Source organism: Amycolatopsis orientalis DSM 40040 = KCTC 9412 (assembly GCF_000478275.1).
Lineage (GTDB): Bacteria > Actinomycetota > Actinomycetes > Mycobacteriales > Pseudonocardiaceae > Amycolatopsis > Amycolatopsis orientalis.
Genome location: NZ_ASJB01000028.1, coordinates 222013 through 247841 on the forward strand (window position 1 = coordinate 222013; position 25829 = coordinate 247841).

A 25829-nucleotide genomic window follows, 5' to 3' on the forward strand; every position below is an offset into this window, starting at 1 on the left:
GGAGCAAGGGCAAAGGTGGCGCGGTTCTGGGCTGAACGACGGGAATCAGCCGCGCACTGGAGTGCCTCGTCGAGGAGTCTCTCACCAGCGGCCGGGTAGTGAAGTACATGATGGCCCCCTTCCTTGCGCCTGGCGCAAGGAAGGGGGCCATCATGTACTTGGGGAAGGTGTGTGAAGGTCGAGTTTCCTCGGCTCAGTCGAGGGAAGGGGCCTTCACGCGCGGCGGGCTAAGAGCCCATGCCGGCGCGTTCGAAGGCCAGCGTCGGCAGATCGACGGCGTGCGCGCCGCCGTCGGCCACGATCACCGCACCGGTGATGTACGACGACTCCGCAGAACCCAGGAACCGCACGATCGACGCGATCTCCTCGGGTTCGGCCGGACGGCGCAGCGGCACCTCGGCGGTGACCCGGCGGTAGCCCTCGTCGTGGCCGCCGTCGAAGCCCGCGGCCTCGGCGAACTGGTCCATCTCGCCGTCCGCCATCGGGGTCCGCACCCAGCCGGGGCAGACGGCGTTCGCCCGGACACCCTTCGGCCCGTAGTCGCGGGCGATCGAGCGGGTCAGCCCGATGAGCGCGTGTTTCGCGACGGTGTAGCCGGCGACGTTCGGCCCGGCGAACAGCCCGGCCAGCGACGACACGACGACCACCTGACCGCCGGTTTCGATCAGCGAGGGCAGCATGGCCCGGCAGAACACGAAGGCGCTGGACAGGTTCGAGCGCAGGGCGAGTTCCCATTCCTCGTCGCCGGTGTCGACGACCGAGGAGAGGCCGTGCCCGCCCGCGTTGGCCACCACGACGTCCAGCCTGCCGAACTTACCCGCGATCTCCGCCGCGGCCGCTTCCGCGGCCTCGCGATCGCTGGCGTCACAGGCGATGACGTGCGCGCCGGTTTCGGCGGCCACCTTCTCCAGCGGTTCGCGCCGCCGTCCGAGTACCACCACCTGGGCGCCCTCGTCGGCGTACCGGCGGGCCACCGCCGCGCCGATACCGGTACCGCCACCCGTGATCGCGATGACCTTCTTCACTTGCGGAGTCCTTTCTAAGCGGGAAAACCGGAGCGGGCCGAGACGCCGAAGTCGGCGAGGACGGCCTGGCCGTTGACGGCCCGCGAACGCGCGGACGCGAGGTGGAGCACCTGCCAGGCGACTTCCTCGGGATCCTGCACGGGGAACGCGGGATCGTCGAGCGTCTCGCCGAGGTCGCCGCGCGCCATCGGGGTGTCGACCACCGACGGGCAGACGCAGTTCACCCGGACACCGGGGAGGTCGACGGCGAGCGCCCTGGTCATCGCGACCACGGCACCCTTCGAGGCGCAGTAGGGCACCATCCCGGGCGCGCTGGTGAACGCCGAGTCACTGGCCAGCAGGACGACCGAGCCGTGCGCCGCGGTGAGCCAGGGCGCGGCGTGTTTGACCAGCAGGAACTGGCCGGTGACGTTGACCGCCATCAGCGCGGCGAAGTCGGCCGCCGAGGTTTCGGTGACCGGTGTCCCCACCGGTCCGGAGATCCCGGCGCAGCCGACGACGACGTCAAGCCCGCCGAACCGGTCCGCGACGGCGGCGACCGCGGCGGCCACCGAACCCTCGTCGGTCACGTCGGCGTGCACCGCCAGGACGTCGTCGCCCAGCGGCGGCACAGGTGCCCGGTCGAGGGCGCCGACCCGGGCGCCTTCGGCCAGGAACGCCCGGGCGCAGGCAAGGCCGATACCGGACGCCGCGCCGGTCACCAGCACGGCCTTGCCCGCGAGATCCAGTCGCATGGCGCCATCCTGCGGTCCGGCGCTCGCGAGGGGGTTGGCCGTCAGCGCAGCCTTCTTGTCCGCAGCCGCATGGCGGCCGCGTGGTCTTTCCACCCGCGGGCGGACCGGCAAGACTGCGAAGCATGACCAGGCCGCACGCACTCGATCCGCTGACCGCCGACGAACTCACCGCAGGCCGGGCGATCCTGGCCGCCGAGGGCCTGCTCACCGCGACCACCCGGTTCCCGGCGGTGCTGCCGGTGGAGCCGGACAAGGGCGACGCCGCTCCCGACCGCCGCGTCCAGTACACGCTCCTGGACACCGCGACCGGCCGTGCCCGCGACGTGGTCGTTTCGCTGGCGAAACGCGAGGTCGTCTCCGACGACGACTGCGGTGACGGCCAGCCCGCCTACCTGTTCGAGGAGTACGACCTCGCCGCGTCGATCACCAAGGCCTCGCCGGAGTGGCAGGCCGCGATGGAGCGGCGCGGGCTCGGCGACCGGATCGGGCACGCCTTCTGCGCTCCCCTGGCGCCTGGCTTCTTCGGCAGGCCGGACGAGACCGGCCGGGTCATCCGTTCGCTGACGTTCCTGCGCGACGACGAGTCCGACAGCCCGTGGGCGCATCCGGTCGAGGGCCTGATCGTGCACATCGACCTCACCGGGCAGCGCGTCATCCGGGTCGAGGACGAGGGCGACGTCCCGGTCCCGCCGGAGCACGGCCGCTACGGCGGCGTCAAGGCCCGCACCACGCTCAAACCCATCGAGATCACCCAGCCCGAGGGGCCGAGCTTCACCGTCGAGGGCAACGAGGTCACCTGGGAGGGCTGGCGGCTGCGGGTCGGCTTCAACGCCCGCGAAGGCCTGACGCTGCACCAGATCTCGTTCCAAGACCGCTCGGTGCTCTACCGGGCCTCGGTCCCGGAGATGGTGGTGCCCTACGGCGACACCGCGCCCGGCCGGTTCTGGATCAGCTACTTCGACGCGGGCGAATACCTGCTCGGCAAGAACGGCAACGACCTGCGGCTGGGCTGCGACTGCCTCGGCGTCATCCACTACTTCCCCGCGTTCGTCGCCGACGACCACGGCCACCCGGTCGAGATCCCGCGCGCGATCTGCATGCACGAAGAGGATTACGGGATCCTCTGGAAGCACACCGATCTCGACGGCCGCGCCGAGGTCCGCCGCTCACGGCGGCTGGTGATCTCGTCCATCTCCACCATCGGCAACTACGACTACGGTTTCTTCTGGTATCTCTACCTCGACGGCACCGTCGAACTCGAGGCGAAGGCCACCGGCATCGTGTTCGCCGGCGCCGCGCACACCGGGACGAAGCACCCGCACGCCAACGAGATCGCGCCCGGTCTGTTCGCCCCGGTGCACCAGCACCTGTTCTGCGCGCGGCTGGACGTGGCCATCGACGGCGAACGCAACTCGCTCGTCGAGATCGACGTCGAGGGCGTGCCGACGGGTGAGCGCAACCCGTACGGCAACGCCTTCACCTGGAAGGAAACCCCGCTGCGGACCGAACGGGAGGCGCAGCGGCACGCGGATCCGGCGAAGGCGCGGGTCTGGGAGATCCGCAGCGCGGAGCGGACCAACCGGCTGGGCGCGCCCACGGCGTACCAGCTCGTGCCGCGGCCGTCCGCGACCCTGATGGCGCAACCGGAGTCGACCGTCCACAAGCGGGCGACGTTCGCCACCCGGCATCTGTGGGCCACGCCGTACCGGGCGGACGAACGCTTCCCGGCTGGAGACCGGCCGAACGCGCATCCCGGCGGGGCAGGCCTGCCGGCCTGGACCGCCGCCGACCGCGACCTCACCGACACCGATCTCGTGCTGTGGCACGTCTTCGGCCCGACGCACATCCCGCGGCCGGAGGACTGGCCGGTCATGCCGGTCGACTACTCGGGGTTCTCCTTGCGCCCCTATGGCTTCCTGGACCGCAACCCGGCGCTGGACCTGCCTTCCGGCGCCACCGACGAGCACTGTTCCGCCCACGAGCACTAGGACCCCTCCATGCCCGAACTGACCCTGTCCGACACCTCCACCTGGCTTCCCCTGGACGGTCTCGCTCCCGGTTTCGACGCGAACAAGGCGCCCACGGTCGGCGACCTGCACGGCCGCGCCTTCGAACTCGCCTGCGAAGACGGCACGACGTTCAGGGTCGCCTTCACCGGCACCCGGATCGAGTGGACGTACCACGGCTCCGGCATGGACCGGTGCGAGACCTTCCTGGTCGACGACGACCTGTACTACGTCCAGTTCCATCCGCAGGCGCGGCGGGAAGAGGCCTTCACGCTGCTGCTCGACCTGCGGCGCGGCCGCGCGCTCCTGGTGCTGAGCCGGATCGGCGACACCTCGCCGCGGGTCACGCAGACCTTCCTGGCCGCCACGATCGGCGGTATCGAACCCCGCGGCGAGTCACTGGCGCCCAGCACCTCGCTGGTCGGACGGCGGGTGCTGTGGGTGTACAGCACGGCGCACGCCTACGAGCACGTGTACCTCAGCCCGCACTGGTACACCTGGCAGTGCCTGGCCGGGCCGGAGAAGGGGCTCGCCGACACCGACGAGAACTCGGTCTACGAGGTGCGGCCCGGCATCTACGTGTTCGCCTGGCGCGAGAAGGTGATCCCGTGCGCGTCGGTGACCGTCGCCGACCACCGCGACGCGAAGCGGCTGCGTTCGCACGGTGTCCTTTTCGGACTGGACGCCACCGGGACCACCCCGACCCACTTCACCTTCGGCGCGCACGGCAAGCTGCTGAGCACCACCGTGCACCCCGAGGCTTACGACCCCGCCGGGAGCTGAGCCTTGACCGCGGACCTCATCCTCACCAACGCCACGGTGTACACAGTGGACGGTGTCCGGCCGTGGGCGTCGTCACTGGCGATCAAGGACGGCCGCGTGCTGTCGCTGGAGGACATCGAACGCGGCCCGGCCACCGAGATCGTCGATCTCGAAGGCGCGTTCGTGATGCCCGGCCTGGTCGACGTGCACAACCATCACGCCCTCGCCGGGCGCGCCGCCCTGTTCGAACTGAACTTCGGCCTCGACGCGGGTCTGGACGACATCCTCGCGGCGGTCCGTTCGCGGGCCGAGGGGCTCGGACCGGACGAGTGGGTGGTCGGCGGCGCCTGGGCGTCCACTTTGGTCGGTACCCTCTCACGGTCTTCGGCGCGGCACGCGCTCGACGAGGCCGCGGGCGGGCGGCCGGTCATGCTCGCCGACGACAGCAGGCACAACCGCTGGGTGAGCAGCCGGGCGCTGGAACTGGCGGGCATCACCGCCTCGACCCCCGATCCGGAGGGCGGGGAGATCGTCCGCGACCCTTCGACCGGCGAGCCGGTCGGCGTCCTGCTCGAAGCGGCAGGCGTCGCCGTCGAACGGGCGCTCAGCGAGACGCGGATCCTCACCGCCGAGCAGCATGTGGCGGCGTCGCGGCACGGGATCGGCACGCTGCATTCGTTCGGGGTCACCGCGTTCCAGGACGCCGGCGTCTCCGCGGACATCCTGCGCGCGCTGAAGTCGCTCGACGACGCGGGCGAACTGCACGCGTGGGTCGTGTCGTCGCTGCTGATCAACGACCCGATCTTCGGCTTCGACCCGATCGGCGCGCCGCTGCTGGAGATCGCCGGGCAGTACCGCGGCGAGCACCACCGGCCCGACTTCGTGAAGATCTTCCTCGACGGCGTCCCGCCGACCCGGACGGCCGCCTTCCTGGAGCCGTACCTGCCGGACGACGTCCACGGCGCCTGTCACCACGGCGCCACCACCATGCCGGGCGACGAACTCGTGGGCTGGCTGCGCACCGCGGCCGCGGCCGGGCTCTCGGCCAAGGTCCACTGCACCGGCGACGCGTCGGTGCGCGCGACGCTGGACGCCGTCGAGAAGGTGCGTGCCGAAGGCTTCGGCGAAGCGCGTTTCCAGGTCGCGCACGGCCAGTTCGTGCACCCGGACGACCTCTCGCGGTTCACCGCGCTCGGCGTCGCCGCGGACATCTCGCCGTTCCTGTGGGTCCCCGGGGTCATCCCGGCGGCCATCGCGGAGGTCCTGCCCGGCGAACGGGCCGGGCGGATGCAGCCGAACCGGTCGCTGCTGGACGAGGGCGCGCTGGTCGCGGGCGGTTCCGACTGGCCGGTCAGCGAGTCCCCGAACGCGTGGGAGGGCATCCACGGTCTCGTCACCCGGCAGGACCCGACCGGCGCGTTCCCGGGAGCGCTGTGGCCGGAGCAGGCGATCACGCTGGCCGAGGCGGTCGAGGTCTTCACCCTCTCCGCCGCCCGCGCGATGGGCGTCGACGACGTCACCGGCTCGCTGGTGCCGGGGAAGTCGGCCGATTTCGTCGTCCTGGACCGGGATCCGTTCAAGACAGACCCGTCGGCGCTCGTCAAGACCAAGGTGACGGAAACGTGGTTCGCCGGGCACCGCGTGTATCGGCGCGACTGATCTCCTACACTGGTAGAAGAACCAGTGCGGGAGGTCTGCCGATGCCGAAGATCATCGACCACGACGAGCGGCGCAGCCATATCGTCGACGTCACCTGGGAGCTGATCACCCAGGGCGGGATCGAGGCCGCCACCATGCGCGAGATCGCGGCCGCCGCCGGTTTCGCCAACGGCGCGCTCAAGCTGTACTTCCCGAGCAAGGAAGACATCATCCAGGCCACCTACGAACGCGCGCTGGGGATGATGCGCGAGTACGTCGAGCTGGACGAACTACGTGGGCTGACCGCGCTCCGCGAGCTGTGCGTCTCGTCGATGCCGATCGACGAGGACCGCATCGCCGCGGGGCGGGTCCTGCTCACCTTCTGGCAGCTTTCGCTGACCAACCCGAAGCTGCAGGACAAGTACCTCGAGCACATCCGCTCGTGGCGCGGGCTGCTGCACCGGTATCTCGCCGAGGGCCGCGAGGACGGCGACATCGTCACCGAGACCCCCGACGAGCAGCTGGTCGACGAGGTCGTGCTGATCAACGCCGGGGCGAACGTGATGAGCCTGGTCGCCGGCGAGTTCTCGACGATCGCCTTGCAGCGCCAGCACCTCGAGTCGTTCTTCGCCCGCCTGACCCGCCCCTGACCCCCTACCACCGCATTTCGTCCTCTGAACGCGATCGTTCGCGCCCCGCACTAAAGCATCCAGAGGACTAAATGCGGTGGTCGTACGCATTTAGTCCTCTGGATGCGTGGTCAGGGGGTGAAGACGCGGGTGAGGAAGCTGGCCACGTGCTGGTGAGAGCGCGGCGAAGCGGGAAGATCCGTGTAGAGGCCATAGAAGCCATGGATCTGGCCTGAGTACCGCGTCATCTCCACCCTGGTCCCGGCGTCGGTCAGGCGGCGCGCGAACTCCTCCCCCTCGTCCCGCAGGACGTCGTATTCGGCCGTCAGCACCAGCGCGGGCGGAAGTCCCGTCAGGTCCGAGGCCCGCAGCGGCAGCAGGTACGGATCGTTCAGCTGCGCCGGATCCGAGACGTACTGGTCGAAGAAGAACCGCATCGCCCCGGCCGTCATGCCGAACCCCTCGGCGAAGTCCACATAGGACCGGAAGCCGTCGTCCGGATGACCGTAGACCGGGCAGATCAGCACCTGCGCGGCCAGCGTCGGCCCGCCCCGGTCGCGGGACATCATCGACACCACGGTGGACAGATTGCCGCCGGCGCTCTCCCCGCCGATCGCGATCCGCCCCGGGTCCACCGCCGACCCGGCACCGCCCGCGGCGAGCCATTCGACGACGGCGTAGCAGTCGTCCGGTGCCGCCGGGAAGGGATGCTCGGGCGCGAGCCGGTAGTCCACGGCGACGACGGCGACGTTCGCCGCGTTGCACACCGCGCGCGAAGCGACCTCGTTCTCGTCGATCGAGCCGATCGTCCACCCGCCGCCGTGGATCCACACGAAGGCGGGCACCGGCGTGGTCACGTCGGGCAGGTAGATCCGCACGCGCACCCCGGACGGGAGTACGTGGTCGGTGACCGAGGCGACCTCCTCGACCGTGTCGGGACGTCGCCACGAGGCGGCGAACGCGGCCCGCAACTCGGCGGCCGTCGGAGGCATGGCCGGCGCTTCCGGCGCGACGCTGCGGGCGAGCAGCTCCTTGACCGCGGGATCGAGGGTCACCGTCACACCGCTTCCGCGACGAGCACCCGCGGGCTGCCCGGCAGCGTGAGCCGGTCGGTGACCCGCCAGCCCGCCCCGCTCAGCCACTCCCGGACCTCGGCCTCGGGGTAGACGACCGTCCCGTCGATCACCAGGTACTCCCCCGCGTGCAGGGCGTCGATCGGCCGCTGGGCCGCGTCGTCGTCGAGGAAGAAGTCAAGCAGGAGCAGGCACGCTCCCGGCGCCGCGGCCGCGCGGGCGTTGCCCAGGATCCGCGCGTTCTGCTCCGCGTCGAACCGGTGGACGACGTGGTTGACCATCACCAGGTCGAACTCGCCTTCGGGACGGGCGGAAGGCGTCTCCGCGCCGACGACCGTCGCGCGGTCCGCGAATCCCGCCTCGGCCGCCGCGGTGGTGACCGACCCGGTGAAGCCCGGGTCGAAGACGAACGTCGTGTGCAGCCCTTCGTTCGCCTTCATCGCTTCGATCGCGAACGCGCTGGAGAGCCCGCCGAGGTCGAGCAGCTTCCGGTAGGACCCGAAATCGAACGCGCCGGCCAGCATCCTCGCGTGCAGGGCGTTATACGTCATCACGCCGGACATGAAGGTGCCCCAGCGCGTGTCGTCCATCTCCAGCTTCCCCGGCTCGCCGCTGTCGGCCGTCTGCCCGAACTGTAGCCAATGCGGGTAGCTGATCGAGTCCAGGAAGGTCAGGAACGGCGCCAGGTCGAGGTCGCCGCCGCCGAGGTACTCCGCCGCGTCGGCGGCCAGCCCGTACCGTCCGTCCACACGGGACAGGAGACCGAGTGATGACATGGCGTCACCGAGGATGCGGGTGATCTTCTCCGGCTTGCCGGTCTTCCCCGCCAGTTCCACGGCCGTCAGCGGGCCGTCGGCGAGCGCGGTGAACAGGCCGATCCGGCTCGCCGCGAAGAGTTGCTTGGCCGCCATGTACCCCACGGCGATGTCCACGATGCGCTCGGGACCGGCTGTCTTGGTCGACCCGCTCACGGGTGCCCTCCTTAGCTCGTTTCCGCCGAGAGTCTACAGATGTAGATAAAAGAATCCAGTGCGAATTTTCGCCCACTGCCAGGCAAAACCGGCCGGATATCAACTTCCTACATTCGTAGAATATACCCATTGACAGGCCACTCCCCCAGTGTCAACATGCGTAGAACTACCCCCGCCGGCGGCCCGTTCCCCGGCAGTGCGGTCCGCTTCGGGCGGGCTCGGGAAAGGGGATTCATGACCCTGCTCGAATTACGAGAACTGACCGTCGGCGTGATCGCCGACGAGACCGAACGCGAACTGGTCCGCGAACTCTCGTTCGACCTCGACCAAGGCCGGACACTCTGCGTGGTCGGCGAATCCGGCAGCGGTAAAACGGTGACGGCCTTGTCGATCATCCGGTTGCTGGAGTTCGTCGCCCCGGTGTTCACCCGCGGTGCGATCACCGTCGACGGCGTGGACGTGACGCGGCTGTCCGCCGACGAGATGCGCGCGTACCGCGGCCCGCGGATCGGCATGATCTTCCAGGAGGCCTTGGATTCACTGAACCCGAGTCAGCGGGTCGGCAAGCAGCTGATCGAGGCCTACCGGAAACCCGGTTCACTGCCGCGCCAGGCCGCGCGCAAGGGCACGCCGTTGCACCGCGAGGCCGAAACCAAGGCTCGTGGCCTGCTGGAAGAGGTCGGCCTCACCGACACGGACAGGGTGCTTTCGCTGTACCCGCACCAGATGTCCGGCGGGATGCAGCAGCGTGTGATGATCGCGCTGGCCCTGATGGCCGACCCGGCCCTGCTGATCGCCGACGAACCGACCACGGCACTGGACGTGACCACGCAGGCGGAGATCCTCACCCTGTTCGACCGGGTCCGCCGCGACCACGGCACCGCGTGCGTCTTCATCACGCACGACATGGGCGTGGCCGCCCAGGTGGCCGACCGGATCGCGGTGATGTACCGCGGCGAACTGGTCGAACTCGGGTCCAAAGAGGACATCCTGGGCGCGCCGAAGCATCCCTACACCAAGGCGTTGCTCGACTGCGTGCCGAGGCTCGGGGTGAGCAGGCGCGACGGCTTCCCCACCATTTCCGAGGCACTGCTCGAAGCCGCGATGAACGGCGAATCGCCGGTCGCGACGGAGACCAGGACCTTGAGCCGCGTCACCCGCGACGACACGGGCGAGGGCACCGCGCTCGTCATCGACTCGGTGTCCAAAGTGTACGGACGCTCGCGCCGGTTCTCCCTGAGCCGCACCCCCGAGGTGCACGCGGTCAAGGACGTCTCGCTGGAGATCGCACCCGGCGAGTTCTTCGGCCTGGTTGGGGAATCCGGCTCGGGCAAGACCACGCTCGGCCGTCTGGTCAGCGCGCTCGAACCGCCCACCGAAGGCAGCATCACCTTCGGAGAGCACCGGTGCACGCCGTCCGGTCTCGACGGCGACGAGCGGGCGTTCCGCCGTCGCGCGCAGCTCATCTTCCAGGACCCGCAGAGTTCGCTCGATCCCCGGCACACCGCCGCCAGGATCATCGCCGAACCGCTGCGGGAACTCACCGGTCTCCGCGGCGCCGAACTGGACCGCCGGGTCACCGAACTGATCGACGAGGTCGGCCTCCCCTCGGACACCGCGAAGAAACTGCCCTCGCAGCTCTCCGGCGGACAGCGGCAGCGCGTGTCGATCGCCCGCGCGATCGCCGCCGAACCCGACCTCATCGTCGCCGACGAACCCACCTCCGCCCTCGACGTCTCGGTACAGGGCCAGGTGATGAACCTGCTGCTCGACCTGCGGCGCACCCGCGCGCTCAGCTTTCTCTTCATCACGCACAACCTCAGCCTGGTGCTTTCGGTCGCCGACCGCGTCGGCGTGATGTACCGGGGCGAACTGATCGAAATCGGCGACCCGGACGAGATCCGGCTCCGTCCCCGGCACGACTACACGCGCCGCCTGCTCGCGGCGAACCCCGACACAGGAGTGCGGAACCCATGAGACGAACCCTGACCACGGCCGCGCTCGGCCTGGCGACCGTCCTGCTGCTCGGCTCCTGCATGGGCGGGCAGGCGGGCGGCGGAGCGGCGGACGGCCCGCCGGTCCGCGGCGGCAACCTGAACGTCGCCGTGCCCACCGACCCGCAGTCCCTCGACATGGTCGCGAATCCCGGCCAGGTGACCGCGCATATCGGCAACATGATGTACGAGAAGCTGTTCGAGGTGGACCGCGGTTTCACCGCCCGGCCGATGCTGGTCGAGGACTACACCACCAGCCCGGACAGGCTCATCTACACCTTCAAGCTGCGTCAGGGTGTCACCTTCCACGACGGCAACCCGCTGACCGCCGAGGACGTCGTCGCGAGCCTCAAACGCTGGCAGCAGGTCCACCGCACCGGGCAGCTGGTCACCCCGGACATCGAGGCGATCACCCCGGCCGATCCGGCGACGGTGACCATCAAGCTCAAGCAGCCGCGCTATCCGCTGATCAACGAACTCGCCGGCGCCGGCACGGAGATCTACGAGGCGAAGAACCTCGCCGGTGTCCCGCCGACCGGCTTCGGCAAGGACAAGGCGATCGGGACCGGGCCGTACAAGCTGAAGAGCTGGGACATCGGCCGCGAACTGGTGCTGGAGCGCCACTCCGGCTACAAGTCCCGGTCCGAAGAGGACTGGGGCGGCCAGGCGGGTGCCAAGCACGCCTACCTCGACACGGTGACCTACAAGGTGGTCTCCGATCAGGACGCGCTGATCAACGGCCTGCAGACCGGGCAGTGGGACCACATCATGCCCACCAACGACCAGTACGAGACGTTGCGCGCCAACCCGGCCGTCGTGGTGCACAACCTCCCCGGCGGCAACGAGAACGTCGTCATCCCCAACTTCAACACCGGCTCGAAGTTCGCCGACCCCCGGGCCCGCGAGGCGCTGAACCTGGTGCTGGACAAGGCCGCGATCAACGCGGCCACCGGCGGCAGCAAGGACCTCACGCTCGAGACCGGTGCCTTCGCCTCCCCGGACAACAAGCAGTTCTATTCCACCGCGGGCGAAGAGGTCTACAAGAGGCACGATCCCGAGAAGGCCAAGCAGCTGCTCGCCGAGGCCGGGATCCCCGCCGGCGCGACCATCCGCATCGTCACCACCAACTCCTATCCCGAGTTCGGCAAATGGGCCGTGCTGATCCAGGACGGGCTGTCGAAGATCGGCATCAACACCAAGATCGACACGTTCGACTTCGCCACCATGCTCGGCACGCTCACCAAGGAACCGGGTGGCTGGGACATCACCACCCTGTTCTTCGACTCGGCGCTGACCTCGCCCGCGCAGATGCCCGCGCTCACCCTGGGCACGCTGAACGGCTCCTCTTCGCCCGAACTGGACGGGCTCATGGCGGAGTTCAACGCCTCGACGACCCCCGAGCAGGCCAAGGCGGTGGTGGACCGGATGCAGGCGTTCACCTGGAAGCAGCTGTCGGTCATCACCCTGAGCCAGTCCAGGCTGTACGCGGCCTACTCCCCCAAGCTCAAGGGCTACGGCGACTTCTACCGCGTCTTCTGGAACACCTGGCTGGCGTCATGACGGGTCTGCTGCTGCGCAGGCTGCGCGATCTGCTGATCATCCTGGTGATCGTCGGGACGATGATGTTCTTCGTCATCCGGCTCATCCCCGGCGATCCGGCGCAGGCCATCCTCGGCCCGACCGCACGTCCGTCCGATGTGGACGCGCTGCGGGAGAGCATGGGACTGAACGGAACACTGTGGGAGCAGTACCTCGGCTGGGCCGGGAACGTGCTTCAGGGCGATTTCGGTACCTCGATCACCTACCACGCTCCGGTGCTCGGCGTGGTCGCCGACCACATCCTGCCGACGCTGACCTTGGCCGTGCTGTCCACGGTGATCAGCTTCTTCCTTTCGGTCGCGATCACCTCCTGGCAGGCGGTGTCGCCGCGCAATCCGGTGGCGCGGGCGCTCAACCGGCTCTCCGCGCTCGGGATGGCGATGCCGGACTTCTGGATCTCGCTGGTGCTGGTGCTGGTGTTCTCGGTGACGCTGCGCTGGTTCCCCTCGAGCGGCTACGAGAACCTGTTCACCGATCCGGCGACGGCGGTCCCCGCGCTGGTGCTGCCGCTGACCGTGCTGGTCATCGGGCAGACGGCGTTGTTCGTGCTCACCCTGCGCGAAAGCCTGCTGGGTGAGCTGCCGCTGGCGTATCTGCGCACCGCGCGGGTCAAGGGGCTCTCCGAGCGTCAGGTCATGACCAAACATGTCCTGCCGAACGCGCTGATGCCGCTGATCACCCAGCTGGGCAGCAACTTCGCCATGCTGGTCGGCGGGATCGTGATCATCGAGTCCATCTTCGTCGTCCCCGGTCTCGGCCATCTGCTGATGGGCGCGGTGTCCACTCGCGACTTCCCGCTGATCCAAGGGGTGACCCTGTTCGTCGCGGTGCTGTTCGTACTGGTCAACCTGCTGGTGGACCTGTCGTACGCGCTGCTCGACCCGAAGGTGCGTGTTTCGTGAGCGTGGCCCTGGTGGAAAAGACGTCGCCGGTGCGGGAAACGCCGTCGGCCGGGCGTGCGGCGCGGGTGTTCCGGCGCAACCGGATGCTGGTGATCACCTCCGCGTTGCTGGCGCTGATCGTGCTGGCCGTGCTCGTGCTGCCGTTCTTCCTGCCCAGCGTGAGCGCGACCGACCCGGTCAACCGGCTGCTGCCGCCGTCGGCCGCGCATCCGCTCGGCACCGACTCGTTCGGCCGGGACGTGCTCGCCCGGCTGGTCTCCGGCGGACGGGCGTCGCTCGGGCTGTCGGCGCTGATCACCCTGTGCGCGGCCTTCACCGGCCTGGTGATCGGGCTGATCAGCGGGTTCTTCCGCGCGGCCGACGCGGTGCTGATGCGGGTCATGGACGCGTGGATGTCGTTCCCGGCGATCATCCTGGCGATGGCGCTGGCGATCTCGCTCGGCGCGAGCATCTGGACCGAGCTGATCGCGCTGACGGTGATCTTCACCCCATTCACCGCCCGCGTCATCCGCAGCCGGGTGCTCGGTATCGCCGGCCGCGCCTACATCGGCGCGGCGCGGGTTTCCGGCATGAGCAAGGGGAAGATCCTCGTCGTGCACGTGTTCCCGAACGTGCTGCCGCTGGCGCTCGTGCAGGTGGTGATCCTGTCCGCCGCGGCGATGCTGGTCGACGGCGCGATGAGCTTCCTCGGTCTCGGCATCGCTCCCCCGACCCCGACCTGGGGCAACATGATCGCCGAGGGGCGGTCGTATCTGGTGCAGGCGCCCTGGCTGGTGATCGCGCCCGGCGTGACGATCATGGCGTGCGTGTTCCTGCTGAACCTCATCGGCTCGTCGCTGCGGATCGCCGTCGACGCCCGCGCGCGGACGCTGAGCGAACTGCAGCGCCTGCGCACCCGCCGTCCCTCCGGCAGCTGAGAAAGGATCTCCTTGTCTGTCAACACTTCCTTGACCGTGCGCCGTTTCTCCCCCGAAACCGTCTCCGGGCCACCGGTACTGCTGGTGCACGGATTCGCCTCCGACGGGCACACCGACTGGATCACCACCGGCTGGCCGACCGCGCTCACCGCCGCGGGCCGCGAAGTGCTCGTGCCCGACCTGCCCGGCCATGGCTCGAGCCCGGCGAACGGCGGCTCGCAGGGCGCCAAGGCGATCACCGCCGAACTGACACGGCTCGTCTCGGGTCTGTCCGAAGTGGACGTCGTCGGCTATTCGCTGGGCGCCCGGCTCGCCTGGGAACTCCCCGCACAGGCCCCGGTGCGGCGGCTGGTGCTGGCCGGGGTGAGCCCGTTCGAACCGTTCGGCGCCGTCGACGTCGTGGCCGCGATGGCCTTCGCGGAAGGCGGGAAAACTCCTGCCGACCCGCTGACCGCCATGATCGCGCACATGATCACCGCGCCGGGCCGGAATCCCGCCGCGCTGGCGCGGTGCATCGAGGACCTGCGCCAGGAGCCGTTCGCGCCCGTGGCCGGTGCCGTCTCGGTGCCGACCCTGTTCGTGGCGGGGGTGGACGATCCGGTGAGCCAGGGCATCGAGACGCTGGCCGGACTGGTCCCGGGGGCAGGCCTCGTGCGGGTGCCCGGTGACCACGGCGGGGCTTTGCGGAGCCCGGAGTTCAAAGCGGCCGTGCTGGACTTCCTGCGGTAAAGCCTCGTGAGTGGTAATGACGGTTAGAACCGTCATTACCACTCACGAGGCTGGGCGGGTGTCAGAGCGTCCCATCGGCGGCGACACCGCGGTCCAGCCAGAGGTCCTCCAGCGCGGCCCGCACCTCCGCGCCGTGCTCGGAAGCCAACGTGACGGCGCCCAGGTTGTCCTCCAGTTGCCCGAGGCGGCTCACCCCGAACAGCACGTTCGCCACCGGCCCGTACGCGAGGCAAAAAGCGATCGCCAGCCGGGACGGGCTCACTCCGAACTCCCCGGCCACCCGGGCGACATCCGAGGCGGCGTCTCGGATCGCGTCGCGGATGCCGCCCGGGTCCGCGCCGATCTTCCGGTCCGGCGTCTTGCCGAGCAGCACGCCGCCCTCGAACACGTCCGAAGCCTGCAAGGCCAGCCGTCCGGCCGCGAAATGCGGTCCGTAGAAGGGACCTTCGGCCATCGAGCGCCGCGCCACGCTGTATTTCAGTTGCGCGAACGCCGGCGCCGGGAGGCCTTCGCGGGCCGCGAAGTCCAGCGCTTGGTCGAGGTCCGAGGCGATCCAGTTGTTGACGCCCCAGACGTCGAAGCGGCCGAGCCGGATCTGCTCGGCCACCTCGGTGACGATCCGCGGGATGTCCGGCCGCCCGAAATAGTCGCCGACGACGACCGCTTCCGCGCGGTCGACGCCGACACGGTCGAAAGACGTCGCCAGCTGCTCGGCGAAACCGGTGTTCGGGTAGTCCCAGAGCCAGAGCTTCCCGCACAGCTGGTACTCGTCGCGCTTGATCCCGGCGGCCCGGACGGCTTCACCGAACAGGAGATCCGTGCGCGACTGCTCGGAATGCGGACCCATGTTGTAGTGAGCCACGTCGAACAGCGTCACCCCGGCGTCGATCGCGCGCCGGATCAGGCGCACCGCGTCGTCGAAATCCATGCGGTCCCAGGTGTTCCAGGATCCGAGGCTCAGCGCCGAGGTGGCGAAGCCCAATCCGTTCTGCTTCTCGTCCACGAGATTTCCTTTCGCTGGCAACGGAAACCAGTTTTAGTCTACGATCGTAGAATGAACAAGAGACTTGTCATGGTGACCGGCGGTGCCAGCGGCATCGGCCGTGGCGTCGCCGAAGCCTTCCAGTCCGCGGGCGATCGCGTGGTCATCGCCGACGTCGACGCCCGCGCGGCCCACGACCTGGCGCGCGAACTCGGTGCGGAGCACGTCGAACTCGACATCTCCGACCCGGGCTCGGTCGACGCGGCGCTGGCGCTGGTCACCGACCGGTTCGGCCCGGTGGAGGTCCTGGTCAACAACGCCGGGCTCGCGGGAGGCGGCGGACCGTTGGTGGGACTGGACATCGGCGTCTTCGACCTGTGCATGCGGGTCAACTTCCGGGGCACCTTCCTGATGACCCGCGCGGTCGGCGCGCGGATGGTCGAGACGGGCACCCGCGGCGCGATCGTCAACATCACCTCCATCGGCGCCCGGCAGCCGACGCCGGGACTCGGCCATTACGAGGCCACCAAGGCCGCGGTCGAGGCGCTCACCCGCTCGGCCGCGCTCGAACTCGCGCCGCACGGCATCCGGGTCAACGCCGTCGCACCCGGCCCGGTCCTCACCCCGATGACCGCGGGATTCGCCTCGGACACCGCCGCCCGCGCGGCGTGGGAAGCGAGGATCCCGCTGGGGACCATCGCTTCCGTCGCCGACGTGGTGCCGTCAGTCCTGTTCCTCGCCTCCGCCGACGCCGGCCATCTCACCGGGGTGAGCCTGCAGGTCGACGGCGGGCAGCTGCTCACCTGAGTAGACGACGCGGCCGCCGGACACGGTGAGTTCGACACCGACGCCCGGCAGGTCCGCGAACGCGACTTCGCGCGGATTCTCCGCCAGCACGCAGAAGTCGGCGACGTGCCCCACGGTCAGCGATCCCTTCCAGCCCGCCGCTCCGTCCTGCTCCGCGGCCGCGGTCGTGTAGCAGCGCAGCAGCCGGTCCATCAGCCGTGCGTCCACTTCGGACACTTCCAGCATCCGCGCGGCCGCCGCGACGTGCACCCGCCAGTCCGGGGTGACCACCGGCGCGTCACTGCTCAAGGTCAGCGGGACACCGGAGTCGAGCATCTCCGCCAAGGGCCACGCACGCGCGGCGATCCCGGCGCCGAGGGCTTCGGCCAGCATCCCCCGCATCGCCACCGCGATCGCGGGTTGGGTCGTCAGACCGACACCCGCCGAAGCCATCCGCGCCAGCTGCTCCGTGGTCACCAGGTCGCCGTGCACCACATGGTCACCCCGGCGCAGCGTCCCGAGCGCGGCCTCGATACTGCGATCCCCCGTGGCGTGCACGGCGACGACCATCCCGGCGTCGTGGGCGAGGCGGATCATCGCGGCGAGGTTGCCCGCCCGGTCCGGATCGTCGTCGCCGTCGACGAGCAGCGCGCCGTGCGAACCGTCGGCGTAGCAGTGATGCGTCCACGCGGACCGCATCGGCGGGATCCCGTCGGCGAAGATCTTCACGCCGGGCACGGTCAGCCACAAGGGATCCGCGAGCGGCACCGGCGTGGCCAGTCCGCGTTCGAAGTCCGCCAGCGAACTGACACCGTCGAGCAGACCGAACAGCCGCAGCACCGTCACCCGGGCACGCAGGAGACCTTCCGCGGCCAGTGCCGCGTAGTCATCCAGCACCTCGGCCCCGAAGCAGCCCGTCTCCCCCGGGCCCAGGCCGGGCTCGGTGTAACTCGTGATGCCGAGCGACGCGCACAGGTCCCCCGCGCGCAGGATGGCGGCACGCCGCTCCGCCGAGGTGCGCACGGTCTTCTCCTCGCCGCCGGTGAAACCCGCGCCACCGATGAGCGTGTCCGGCCACCGGGCGCCGAGCCAGGTCGCGTGGAGGTGCGCGTCGTTGATACCGGGCAAGACGGTCCGGCCCGCGAGGTCGACCACCTCGGTGTCCGGGCCGATGTGGTCCAAGGCGACATCGCCGAGGGCGACGATCCGGCCCTCGCGCACCGCCATCGCCCGCACGACGGTTCCCGCCGGGTCGAAGGTGAGCACGGGACCGTCGCGAACCACGAGCGATGCGGGACGAATACGGTGCGACGCCATGGTTTCCTCCAGGATCTGGACTTTTTCTCCTACGACTGTAGACTAAAAAGATGGTCGACAGAACCGAAGCGGCGGTGCTCACCGAACACGGCTCCCCGCTCACCTTGCGGGAACTACCGCTGCCGGAAGAACCGGAACCCGGTGCCGCACTGGTCCGGATCACCTGCACCACGTTGTGCGGCACCGATGTGCACCTCTGGTCGGGTCAGATGACCTTCCCCGGCATGCTGCCGATGGTGCTGGGACACGAAATGGTCGGCGAGGTGGTGGCCGTCGGCCCGGGCACCACCGACGCTCTCGGCCGTGAGATCGCCGAGGGCGACCGGATCGGCTGGTCCGAGTCGACGTGCGGGAAGTGTCACGGCTGCACGATCCTGCGAGAACCGGTCGCCTGCGAGAAACGCGGGTACGGCTTCCTCCAGCGTTCGGACGTCTTCCCTTACGCCACCGGCGGTCTCGTCCGGTACTGCTACGTAACCCCGGGCGCGGCCAAGCTCCTGCTCCCCGACGACGTCAAGGACACCTGGGCCTCGATGTCGGGCTGTGCGGGCAAAACCGTGCTGCGGGCCGTCGCCCGCTCGGGCGGGATCCGTCCCGGTGCGACGGTCGTGGTCCAGGGCGCCGGCGCGCTCGGCGTGTTCGCCACCGCCGTCGCGCGGATCTCCGGCGCGGGCGCGGTGATCACCCTCGGCGGACCCGCCGACCGGCTGAAGACGGCCGTCCGGTTCGGGGCCACCGCGACGATCCCGGTCGACGGCAGCGTCGAAGACCGCGTCGAACGGGTCAAGGAACTCACCGATGGCCGCGGCGCGGATCACGTCTTCGATTTCGCGGGCGGCCCCACCGTCGGCGAAGAGGCGGTCGCCTTCGCCGCGCAGCGCGGCACGATCGCGATCGTCGGTTCCACCGGGCCCGCGCCCTCCCCGATGGCGCTGGGCACGGTGATGGGCAAGGAACTCACGGTCGTCGGGTCACTCAACGGCGACATCGCCGACTACCACCGCTCGGTGGACTTCTTCCGCACCTTCGCCGACCGGCTGCCCTGGGACGAACTGTTCAGCGCGCCCGTCGGCCTTTCCCAAGCGTCGCGCAGCGTCGAGTCGATGTCGCGGCTCGGCGAACTCAAGGCCGTCATCGATCCCCGCCTCCCCTAGGAGTCCTCATGCCCGTCATCCCCCAGCGCCGCATCGGCCGGGACGGCCCGCTCACCGGCGTGCTCTCGCTCGGTTCCTGGCACACCTACGACCGGATGGACTTCCGCGAGGCGGTGACCCTGGTCCGCACCGCGGTCGACTCCGGGATCACGCTCTTCGACGTCGGCGTCTACGGTTTCCCCGGCAGCACACCGGTCTTCACCGACGTGCTGTTCTCCGCGATGGTCCGCGCGGCCGGGCTCAAACGCGAGGACTACCTGCTCTCGGCCAAGCTCTGGCTGGAAGGTTACCCGGAGCACAACCTCCGCGGTCAGCTGGACAACGCGCTGTTCCGCGCGGGAGTCGAGCACGCCGATCTGGTGGTACTGGGCGATCTCCGGCGTGACGACACCGATCTGCACCGGCTGGTCCTGGACCTGAACGAACTCCGTGAGGCCGGGCTCATCCGTCACTGGGGCGTGAACAACTGGTCCGCCACCACGATCCGCGCCCTGCACGACTTCGCCGCGGCGGAGAACGTACCCGGACCCGCCATCGCGCAACTGAAGTACAGCGTCGCACGACGGTCCATTCCGGACGGTGAGCCGTTCGGGAAGGTGTTCGGCGAACTCGGTGTGACACTCCAGTCCTCGGACATCTTCGAGGGCGGGATCCTGCTGGGCAAGAACAGCGGCGCCCGCCAGGTCGGGCGCGACCCCGGCGACATCCGTGAGCGCATCGCCGCCTCGGCTCCGGAACTGGCGAAGATCGCGACCGAACTGGGTGCGACACCGGCGCAGCTGTGCCTGGCCTTCACGCTCACCCATCCGGCCAACACGACCACGCTCTTCGGCGCGACCAGCACCGAGCAGCTCGAGGACAATCTCGGCGCGGTCGACCTCGTCGAGCGCGTGGGCACGGAGAAGCTGCGCGAACTGGTCGAGCCGTACTGGGCGGACCGGGGCGTCGTCGATCCGGAGGGACCGTGACGGACTTCGACCCCGAACTCGCCGAGGCCCTGACCGGGCTGCCCGCCGGGCCTCCGTTGAGCGCCGAATCACTGCCGGCCGTCCGGCGGGCGATGGCCGACGGGAACCTGACCTGTGCCGAGGCGATCGGCGACCGGGATCTCGTCTGGGAAGACCACGAGGTCCCCGGCACCGACGTGGTCGTCACCGTGGTCAAGCCTCGGAACGCCCGGGACGCGCCGGGGTTCTACAACATCCACGGCGGCGGCATGGTGCTGGACGACCGGTTCGCCGACCTGCCCCGGATGGTCGCCCTGGTCGAGGAGTTCGGCTTCGTCGCGGTCACCGTGGACTACCGGCTCGCACCCGAACACCCGCATCCGGCACCGATCGAAGACTGCTACGCGGGTTTGACCTGGATGGCCGGGAACGCCGGTGCACTCGGTTTCGACCCGGCGAAACTGATCGTCGGCGGCGGCAGCGCGGGCGGTGGGCTCAGCGCGGGAATCGCCTTGCTGGCCAGGGATCGCGGCGGTCCGGCGCTGGCCGGTCAGCTGCTGCTGTGCCCGATGATCGACAGCGGCAACGATTCGGCGTCCACGGTGGAATTCGCCGAACGCGGAGTCTGGGGGCGGGAAGCCAACGAGTTCGGCTGGCGATCGCTCCTCAATGGACAGACCTCGCCCTACGCGGCCCCGGCCACCGCGGAGGATCTCACCGGGCTGCCACCCGCCTTCATCGAGGTCGGCGCGGCCGAGATCTTCCGTGACGAGGACGTCGACTACGCCCGCCGCCTCTGGCGCGCGGGCGTGCCCACCGAACTGCACGTGTGGGCGGGCGCATACCACGGTTTCGACCGGATCGCGCCGGACAGCGAGGTGACCCGGGCCGCGCTCGCCGCCCGGGCCTCCTGGCTGCGCCGCGTCATCGGCCGAGCATGAACCGGGCGGCCTGCTCGCCGACGAGCACCGCCGGCGCGTTGGTGTTGCCCGTGGTCACCCGCGGCAGCACCGACGCGTCGGCGATCCGGAGCCCGCCGATCCCGTGCACGGCGAGCTCCGGGTCGACCACCGAGTTCTCGTCGGTGCCCATCCGGCAGGTCCCGACCTGGTGGTGGTAGGTGATCGCGGTCCGCCGGACGTACTCGCGGACATCCGCCTCCGGCCCCGGATACAGCTCGCGGGCACCCCAGTCGTCGGCCAGCGCGGACGCGCGGCCGATCTCCCGGCACTGCTCCACCGACGCGACCAGGCTCTCGAAATCGGCCGGATCCTCCAGCGCGGCGAGGTCGATCAGCGGCTCGTCGAGCGGGCTCGGCCCGGAAAGCCGCAGGCTCCCCCGGCTGCGGGGCGTGACCATGCCCGCCATCAGCGAGAACCCGGTCTCCGGACCGGTCATCCACGCTTCGTACATCGGCACGCTGAAGTGGATCGGCTGGGTGTCGGGCACCGGCAGACCGGGACGGCTGCGCCAGAACAGATGGGTCTGCGTGACCGAGCGGCCGGGCGCGGGCGGGTCGACCTGACGGCGATCGGTCGCGAAGATGACCGGGGAGAGCAGATGGTCGTGCAGGTTCTTCCCGACTCCCGGCAGCTCCGCGACCACGTCGATGCCGTGCACCTCCAGCTCGTCGACCGGGCCGACCCCGCTGCGCAGCAGGATCGCCGGTGACGCCAGCGCGCCGGCGGCGAGGACGACCTCGTCGGCGAAGACCTTGCGCAGTTCACCGTCCACCTCGGCCAGCACACCGGTCACCTTGTCGCCCTCGAAGAGCAGCCGGTGGACGAGCGCTCCCGTGTGGATGGTCATCCGCTCGGCGGCGGGCCGCCCGTAGGCGAGCCAGGTGTTGAGCCGTTTGCCATCCCGGGTGGTGACCCGCTGCACCGAGACGCCGTCGAGTTCGCCGCTGTTGTAGTCCGGGTTGAACGGCAGCCCGATCTGGGTCGCAGCATCCACAATGGACCGCTGGATCGGATGCAGCGGCTCGTTCGGCACGACGTCGAGCAGATCCTTCTCGATCCGCTCGAACACCGGGCGCACGTCGTCCCACCGCCAGCCGGGCAGCTCCCAGCCGTCGTAGTCGGCGGGGGCGCCGCGCACCCAGATCATCGCGTTGAGCGAATGCGACCCGCCGAGCACCTTCCCACGGGGCAGGTGCAGCCGCCGGTTCGCCGCGTGCGGCTGCGGCACGGTGTAGTAGTCCCAGTCCTCCGGGCCGTGCCACAGCTCCCCGGCCCGCGACGGGTCGTGGATGGCCGGATTGCCGTCCGGCCCGCCCGCTTCGAGCAGGGTGACCCACACCCCGGCGTCGGCCAGTCTCCTGGCGACCACCGATCCGGCCGAACCCGCTCCCACCACGATGACGTCCATGTCCCCCACCCTCGCAAGGCGAGCGGACCTCCGGCGGATTCGGTTCGCTGGCCGACAATCGGCGTGCCCTGGCGGGCAAGACCGGGGACCGCGTGGCGCCCGATACTCGATCACACACCGGTCGAGGAGGAGCTAGCCATGGCCACACGCCTGTTCATCGACGGACAGTGGACCGCCGCCGGAGGCGGATCCCTGCCGACGTACGATCCGGCCACCGGCCAGGTGATCGAGGAGGTCGGCACCGCGTCGGCCGCCGACGTCGACGCCGCCGTCGGTGCCGCCCGGAGGGCACTGGACGACCCCGCCTGGGCGGGACTGCTCCCGGTCCAGCGGGCCGCGCTGCTGTTCAAGCTGGCGTCGCTGGTCGACGAGCACCACGAGGAACTGGCCACCCTCGAAACCCGCGACCAGGGTCAGCCGATCGGCATCTCCCGCCAGGTCAGCGTCACCGGCGCGGCCGAGCATCTGCGGTACTTCGCGGGCTGGGTGACCAAGATCCAGGGCACCACCAACCCGGTGTCCTTCCCGGACACGCTGCACTACACCCGCCGCGAACCGGTCGGGGTCAACGCGCTGATCACGCCGTGGAACTTCCCGCTGATGATCCTGGTGTGGAAGCTCGCGCCCGCACTGGCCACCGGGAACACCGTGGTGATCAAGCCCAGCGAGGTCACGCCGCTGACCAGCATCCGGCTGGTGGAACTGGTGCACGAGGCCGGGTTCCCGCCGGGCGTGGTCAACCTGGTCACCGGCGACGGGGCGGTGGGCGCGCTCCTGAGCGGGCACCACGACGTCGACCACCTGTCCTACACCGGGTCGACCGCGGTCGGGAAGCTGATCACCGCGGCCAGCGCGGAGTCGAACCTCAAACGCCTGACCCTCGAACTCGGCGGCAAGGCGCCCAGCATCATCGCCGGTGACGCCGACATCGACGCCGCCGTCGCAGGCAACCTCGCGGGCGCGACGCTGAACAGCGGGCAGGTCTGTGCCGCGTACACCCGGTTCTTCGTGGACCGCAAGCGCGAACAGGAGTTCGTCGCGAAACTGGCTGCCGGGCTCGACGGCCTCAAGCTCGGGCCGGGCCTGGACGAGACGACCCAGCTCGGGCCGCTCGTGTCCGCGAAGCACCGCGAGCACGTGGACTTCCTCGTCTCGACCGGTCGCGAGCAAGGCGCGGACCTGGTCACCGGCGGCGAGGCCGTCGATCGCGACGGCTACTTCTACACGCCGACGCTGTTCGCCGGGGTCGCCGACGACATGACGATCATGCGCGAAGAGATCTTCGGGCCGGTCCTCGCCGTCACCGCCTACGACGATCAGGACGAACTGCTGGCCCGCGCGAACGACACCGAATACGGGCTCGCGGCCACCGTGTGGACCCGCGACCTCGGTGTCGCGCACCGGTTCGCCAACGGCATCCGGGCGGGCGCGGTGTTCGTCAACATGCCGTCGATCCCCGACATGGCCGCGCCGTGGGGCGGGTACAAGGCGTCGGGCTGGGGCCGCGAGATGGGACCGTGGGCGATCGACGCGTACACCGAGATCAAATCCGTCTGGCTGCACTACTCGTGACCGCGGGCGACGCGGTCAACTCGACCGCGATGAGCAAGTCGCAGATCGCCTACCACTGGATCAAGGCGCGGATCGACGACGGCACCTTCTCCCCCGGCTACCGTCTCGTGTTCGGGCAGATCGCGCAGGAACTCGGGGTCAGCACCGTGCCGGTACGCGAGGCGGTGCGGCGGCTGGAGGCCGAGGGGCTGGTGACCTACGAGCACAACATCGGCGCGCAGGTCGCGATGGCCGACGAGAGCGACTACCAGCACACCATGCAGACGCTCGCCCTGGTCGAGGGCTACGCCGCCGCGCTGGCGGCGCCGTCCCTGCCCGGCGCGGCACTCGAAGAGGCCAAGGGGCTCAACGCGGAACTGACCGCCTGCCTGGACAACTTCGAGCCGTCGCGGTTCACCGCGCTGAACCGCGACTTCCACCGCGTCCTGTTCGGCACCTGTCCCAACCCCCAGGTGCTCGACCTGGTCAACCGCGGCTGGAACCGGCTGGCCGGACTGCGCACGTCGACGTTCAGCTTCGTGCCCGGCCGCGCGCACGAATCCGTGCTGGAGCACCAGAAGATCCTCGACCTGTTCGACCGGAGCGCGCCGGCCGGGGAGATCGAGCTGGCCGTGCGGGAGCACCGGCTGACGACGCTGGAGACCTTCCTGGCCTGGCGGTCCTCGTGAGTGGTGATGACGGTTCTAACCGTCATCACCACTCACGAGGACGCCGCAATCAAGCGGGGACGGCCTCGGGCGGCGGGAAGGCGTAAAAGCGCACGGAAAGTTCCTGCTCGCCCGCCGCCGGGCGCCGTCGGCGTTGGCAGTACCGCGCGATCAGCTCGCGATATTCGGCGTCCAGTTCGCGGAACTCCTCTTCGGTCAGCCGTGTCGACGTGCGCTGGGCCGTCGCCCACGGGCCGAATTCCTCGCGATGCGTCGCGGCCCAGGACAGCAGGGCGACCTCGTTCTCGTACTTCGCGTCGAGGAACGCGGCGATCCGCTCCCGCTCCTCGCCGTCGTAGTCCTCGGGCCTCGGCTCACGCAGGTCCTGCGGGAGCGAGATCCACTTTCCTTTTCGGTCACGGCGTACGAAGCCGTTGTCCTGCAAGGTTTTCAGGCACCCCTCGACTTCCGCCTGCTGGAGACCGGTGGTCCGCGCCGCCTGCTCGGCGGTGGCCGGGAGCGCGCGCGTCACCCGCTGGTATCGCGGGTCCTCCCGCAGCGCGATGTCCCGCAACGTCACCGTCCGCTGGGGTGTCGTGTCGCTCAACAGCCGCCGTGCGGCGAGGGCCAGGACGACGGCGACCGGGATCTCGACCAGGGCGGCGAGCGCGACACTGGCCCATCGCTCGTCCGACGTCCAGCCGAGCATGACGTCGAACCACGCGTCGCAGCACAACAGCGCGGCGGTGGCCGACAGCAGCGGGACGGCCGCGCGGCGGCGGCGCATCCCGAGCCACGCTCCGGCCGCGAAACAGAGCAGGAGGGCGATGTCGAATCCGACCCAGGCCGCGCGCCACTGCCCGGTGTCGTACCGGTCGGGCAGAGTGTGCGCGAGGTAGACGGTCCACGGCACGAGGCAGACCGCCGCCCCCGCGAGGAGGGCTAGGAGTATCCGTCGGATCATGATCACGAGGCTAGGAGCGGGCGGCGCCGCCGACATCCGGGCTTTTCCCTGGTCCGGTCTCAGGGTCGGTCCAGCGGCCTCGTGAGTGGTAATGAGGGTTAGAACCGTCAT

The 25829-nt window shown here is 69.9% G+C and carries 23 protein-coding genes; 15 read left to right on the plus strand and 8 right to left on the minus strand.

Features of this window, described 5'->3' with window-relative positions:
- Positions 1 to 227 precede the first annotated feature (227 nt).
- Positions 228 to 1025 carry an SDR family NAD(P)-dependent oxidoreductase gene (locus L324_RS07505; RefSeq protein WP_037305300.1) on the minus strand — a complete coding sequence of 266 codons (798 nt, stop codon included), beginning with the start codon at positions 1023 to 1025 and terminating at the stop codon, positions 228 to 230.
- A 14-nt stretch (positions 1026 to 1039) separates the two neighbouring features.
- Positions 1040 to 1759, minus strand: a complete 720-nt coding sequence (locus L324_RS07510) for an SDR family NAD(P)-dependent oxidoreductase (protein ID WP_037305301.1) — start codon at positions 1757 to 1759, stop codon at positions 1040 to 1042.
- Between the two features lie 122 nt (positions 1760 to 1881).
- On the opposite strand from L324_RS07510, the gene L324_RS07515 reads away from it, so the two are divergent.
- The 4 genes from L324_RS07515 to L324_RS07530 are packed head-to-tail and all read left to right on the plus strand — an operon-like array spanning position 1882 to position 6815.
- Positions 1882 to 3747: a primary-amine oxidase gene (locus L324_RS07515; protein WP_037305302.1), complete on the plus strand. Its 1866-nt coding sequence runs from the start codon at positions 1882 to 1884 to the stop codon at positions 3745 to 3747.
- A gap of 9 nt (positions 3748 to 3756) precedes the next feature.
- Positions 3757 to 4548, plus strand: coding sequence for a molybdenum cofactor biosynthesis F family protein (locus tag L324_RS07520; RefSeq protein ID WP_037305303.1), 792 nt, complete (start codon positions 3757 to 3759; stop codon positions 4546 to 4548).
- A gap of 3 nt (positions 4549 to 4551) precedes the next feature.
- A complete protein-coding gene (locus L324_RS07525) occupies positions 4552 to 6186 on the plus strand; it encodes an amidohydrolase (protein ID WP_037305304.1) in 1635 nt (544 codons plus the stop codon).
- Between the two features lie 41 nt (positions 6187 to 6227).
- Complete coding sequence (locus L324_RS07530) at positions 6228 to 6815, plus strand: TetR/AcrR family transcriptional regulator (RefSeq protein WP_037305305.1); 588 nt, start codon at positions 6228 to 6230, stop codon at positions 6813 to 6815.
- Positions 6816 to 6925: 110 nt separating this feature from the next.
- On the opposite strand, the gene L324_RS07535 is transcribed toward L324_RS07530, so the two are convergent.
- Entirely contained in the window at positions 6926 to 7855 is a 930-nt protein-coding gene (locus L324_RS07535; RefSeq protein ID WP_037305307.1) for an alpha/beta hydrolase, read from the minus strand.
- On the minus strand, positions 7852 to 8838 hold the full coding sequence (locus L324_RS07540) for a methyltransferase (protein WP_037305309.1): 987 nt from the start codon (positions 8836 to 8838) through the stop codon (positions 7852 to 7854). The genes L324_RS07535 and L324_RS07540 overlap by 4 nt, the downstream gene beginning before the upstream one ends.
- 234 nt (positions 8839 to 9072) lie before the next feature.
- On the opposite strand from L324_RS07540, the gene L324_RS07545 reads away from it, so the two are divergent.
- From L324_RS07545 to L324_RS07565, 5 genes are read left to right on the plus strand one after another with little or no spacing between them, the layout of a single operon-like run.
- Positions 9073 to 10815 carry a dipeptide ABC transporter ATP-binding protein gene (locus tag L324_RS07545; protein WP_037305310.1) on the plus strand — a complete coding sequence of 581 codons (1743 nt, stop codon included), beginning with the start codon at positions 9073 to 9075 and terminating at the stop codon, positions 10813 to 10815.
- Positions 10812 to 12392 (plus strand): ABC transporter substrate-binding protein, encoded by a 1581-nt coding sequence (locus L324_RS07550; RefSeq protein ID WP_037305311.1) that lies wholly within the window; start codon positions 10812 to 10814, stop codon positions 12390 to 12392. The genes L324_RS07545 and L324_RS07550 overlap by 4 nt, the downstream gene beginning before the upstream one ends.
- Positions 12389 to 13333: an ABC transporter permease gene (locus L324_RS07555; RefSeq protein ID WP_037305312.1), complete on the plus strand. Its 945-nt coding sequence runs from the start codon at positions 12389 to 12391 to the stop codon at positions 13331 to 13333. The genes L324_RS07550 and L324_RS07555 overlap by 4 nt, the downstream gene beginning before the upstream one ends.
- Positions 13330 to 14250, plus strand: a complete 921-nt coding sequence (locus L324_RS07560) for an ABC transporter permease (RefSeq protein WP_037305313.1) — start codon at positions 13330 to 13332, stop codon at positions 14248 to 14250. Before L324_RS07555 ends, L324_RS07560 begins: the two co-directional genes overlap by 4 nt.
- A gap of 30 nt (positions 14251 to 14280) precedes the next feature.
- Positions 14281 to 14979: an alpha/beta fold hydrolase gene (locus tag L324_RS07565; RefSeq protein WP_051173728.1), complete on the plus strand. Its 699-nt coding sequence runs from the start codon at positions 14281 to 14283 to the stop codon at positions 14977 to 14979.
- Between the two features lie 61 nt (positions 14980 to 15040).
- On the opposite strand, the gene L324_RS07570 is transcribed toward L324_RS07565, so the two are convergent.
- Positions 15041 to 15982 (minus strand): aldo/keto reductase, encoded by a 942-nt coding sequence (locus L324_RS07570; protein WP_037305314.1) that lies wholly within the window; start codon positions 15980 to 15982, stop codon positions 15041 to 15043.
- A 69-nt stretch (positions 15983 to 16051) separates the two neighbouring features.
- Between L324_RS07570 and L324_RS07575 the strand changes: the two genes are divergently transcribed.
- A complete protein-coding gene (locus tag L324_RS07575; RefSeq protein ID WP_037305315.1) occupies positions 16052 to 16768 on the plus strand; it encodes an SDR family NAD(P)-dependent oxidoreductase in 717 nt (238 codons plus the stop codon).
- On the opposite strand, the gene L324_RS07580 is transcribed toward L324_RS07575, so the two are convergent.
- Positions 16685 to 18064: an amidohydrolase gene (locus tag L324_RS07580; protein ID WP_173426356.1), complete on the minus strand. Its 1380-nt coding sequence runs from the start codon at positions 18062 to 18064 to the stop codon at positions 16685 to 16687. The two genes, L324_RS07575 and L324_RS07580, sit on opposite strands and share 84 nt — an antisense overlap.
- Before the next feature lie 50 nt (positions 18065 to 18114).
- Here L324_RS07580 and L324_RS07585 point away from each other — a divergent pair, with 50 nt between their 5' ends.
- From L324_RS07585 to L324_RS07595, 3 genes are read left to right on the plus strand one after another with little or no spacing between them, the layout of a single operon-like run.
- Positions 18115 to 19218 (plus strand): zinc-binding dehydrogenase, encoded by a 1104-nt coding sequence (locus L324_RS07585; RefSeq protein WP_037305316.1) that lies wholly within the window; start codon positions 18115 to 18117, stop codon positions 19216 to 19218.
- An 8-nt stretch (positions 19219 to 19226) separates the two neighbouring features.
- Entirely contained in the window at positions 19227 to 20186 is a 960-nt protein-coding gene (locus tag L324_RS07590) for an aldo/keto reductase (RefSeq protein ID WP_037305317.1), read from the plus strand.
- On the plus strand, positions 20183 to 21106 hold the full coding sequence (locus L324_RS07595; RefSeq protein WP_037305318.1) for an alpha/beta hydrolase: 924 nt from the start codon (positions 20183 to 20185) through the stop codon (positions 21104 to 21106). The genes L324_RS07590 and L324_RS07595 overlap by 4 nt, the downstream gene beginning before the upstream one ends.
- Here L324_RS07595 and L324_RS07600 read toward each other — a convergent pair.
- Positions 21090 to 22535, minus strand: a complete 1446-nt coding sequence (locus L324_RS07600; RefSeq protein WP_037305319.1) for a GMC family oxidoreductase — start codon at positions 22533 to 22535, stop codon at positions 21090 to 21092. The genes L324_RS07595 and L324_RS07600 overlap by 17 nt on opposite strands.
- A 138-nt stretch (positions 22536 to 22673) precedes the next feature.
- Here L324_RS07600 and L324_RS07605 point away from each other — a divergent pair, with 138 nt between their 5' ends.
- Entirely contained in the window at positions 22674 to 24107 is a 1434-nt protein-coding gene (locus L324_RS07605; RefSeq protein WP_037305320.1) for an aldehyde dehydrogenase family protein, read from the plus strand.
- Entirely contained in the window at positions 24104 to 24775 is a 672-nt protein-coding gene (locus tag L324_RS07610) for a GntR family transcriptional regulator (RefSeq protein WP_081736227.1), read from the plus strand. The genes L324_RS07605 and L324_RS07610 overlap by 4 nt, the downstream gene beginning before the upstream one ends.
- A 49-nt stretch (positions 24776 to 24824) precedes the next feature.
- Here L324_RS07610 and L324_RS07615 read toward each other — a convergent pair whose 3' ends face one another.
- Positions 24825 to 25718 (minus strand): hypothetical protein, encoded by an 894-nt coding sequence (locus L324_RS07615; protein WP_037305468.1) that lies wholly within the window; start codon positions 25716 to 25718, stop codon positions 24825 to 24827.
- Positions 25719 to 25829 lie beyond the last annotated feature (111 nt).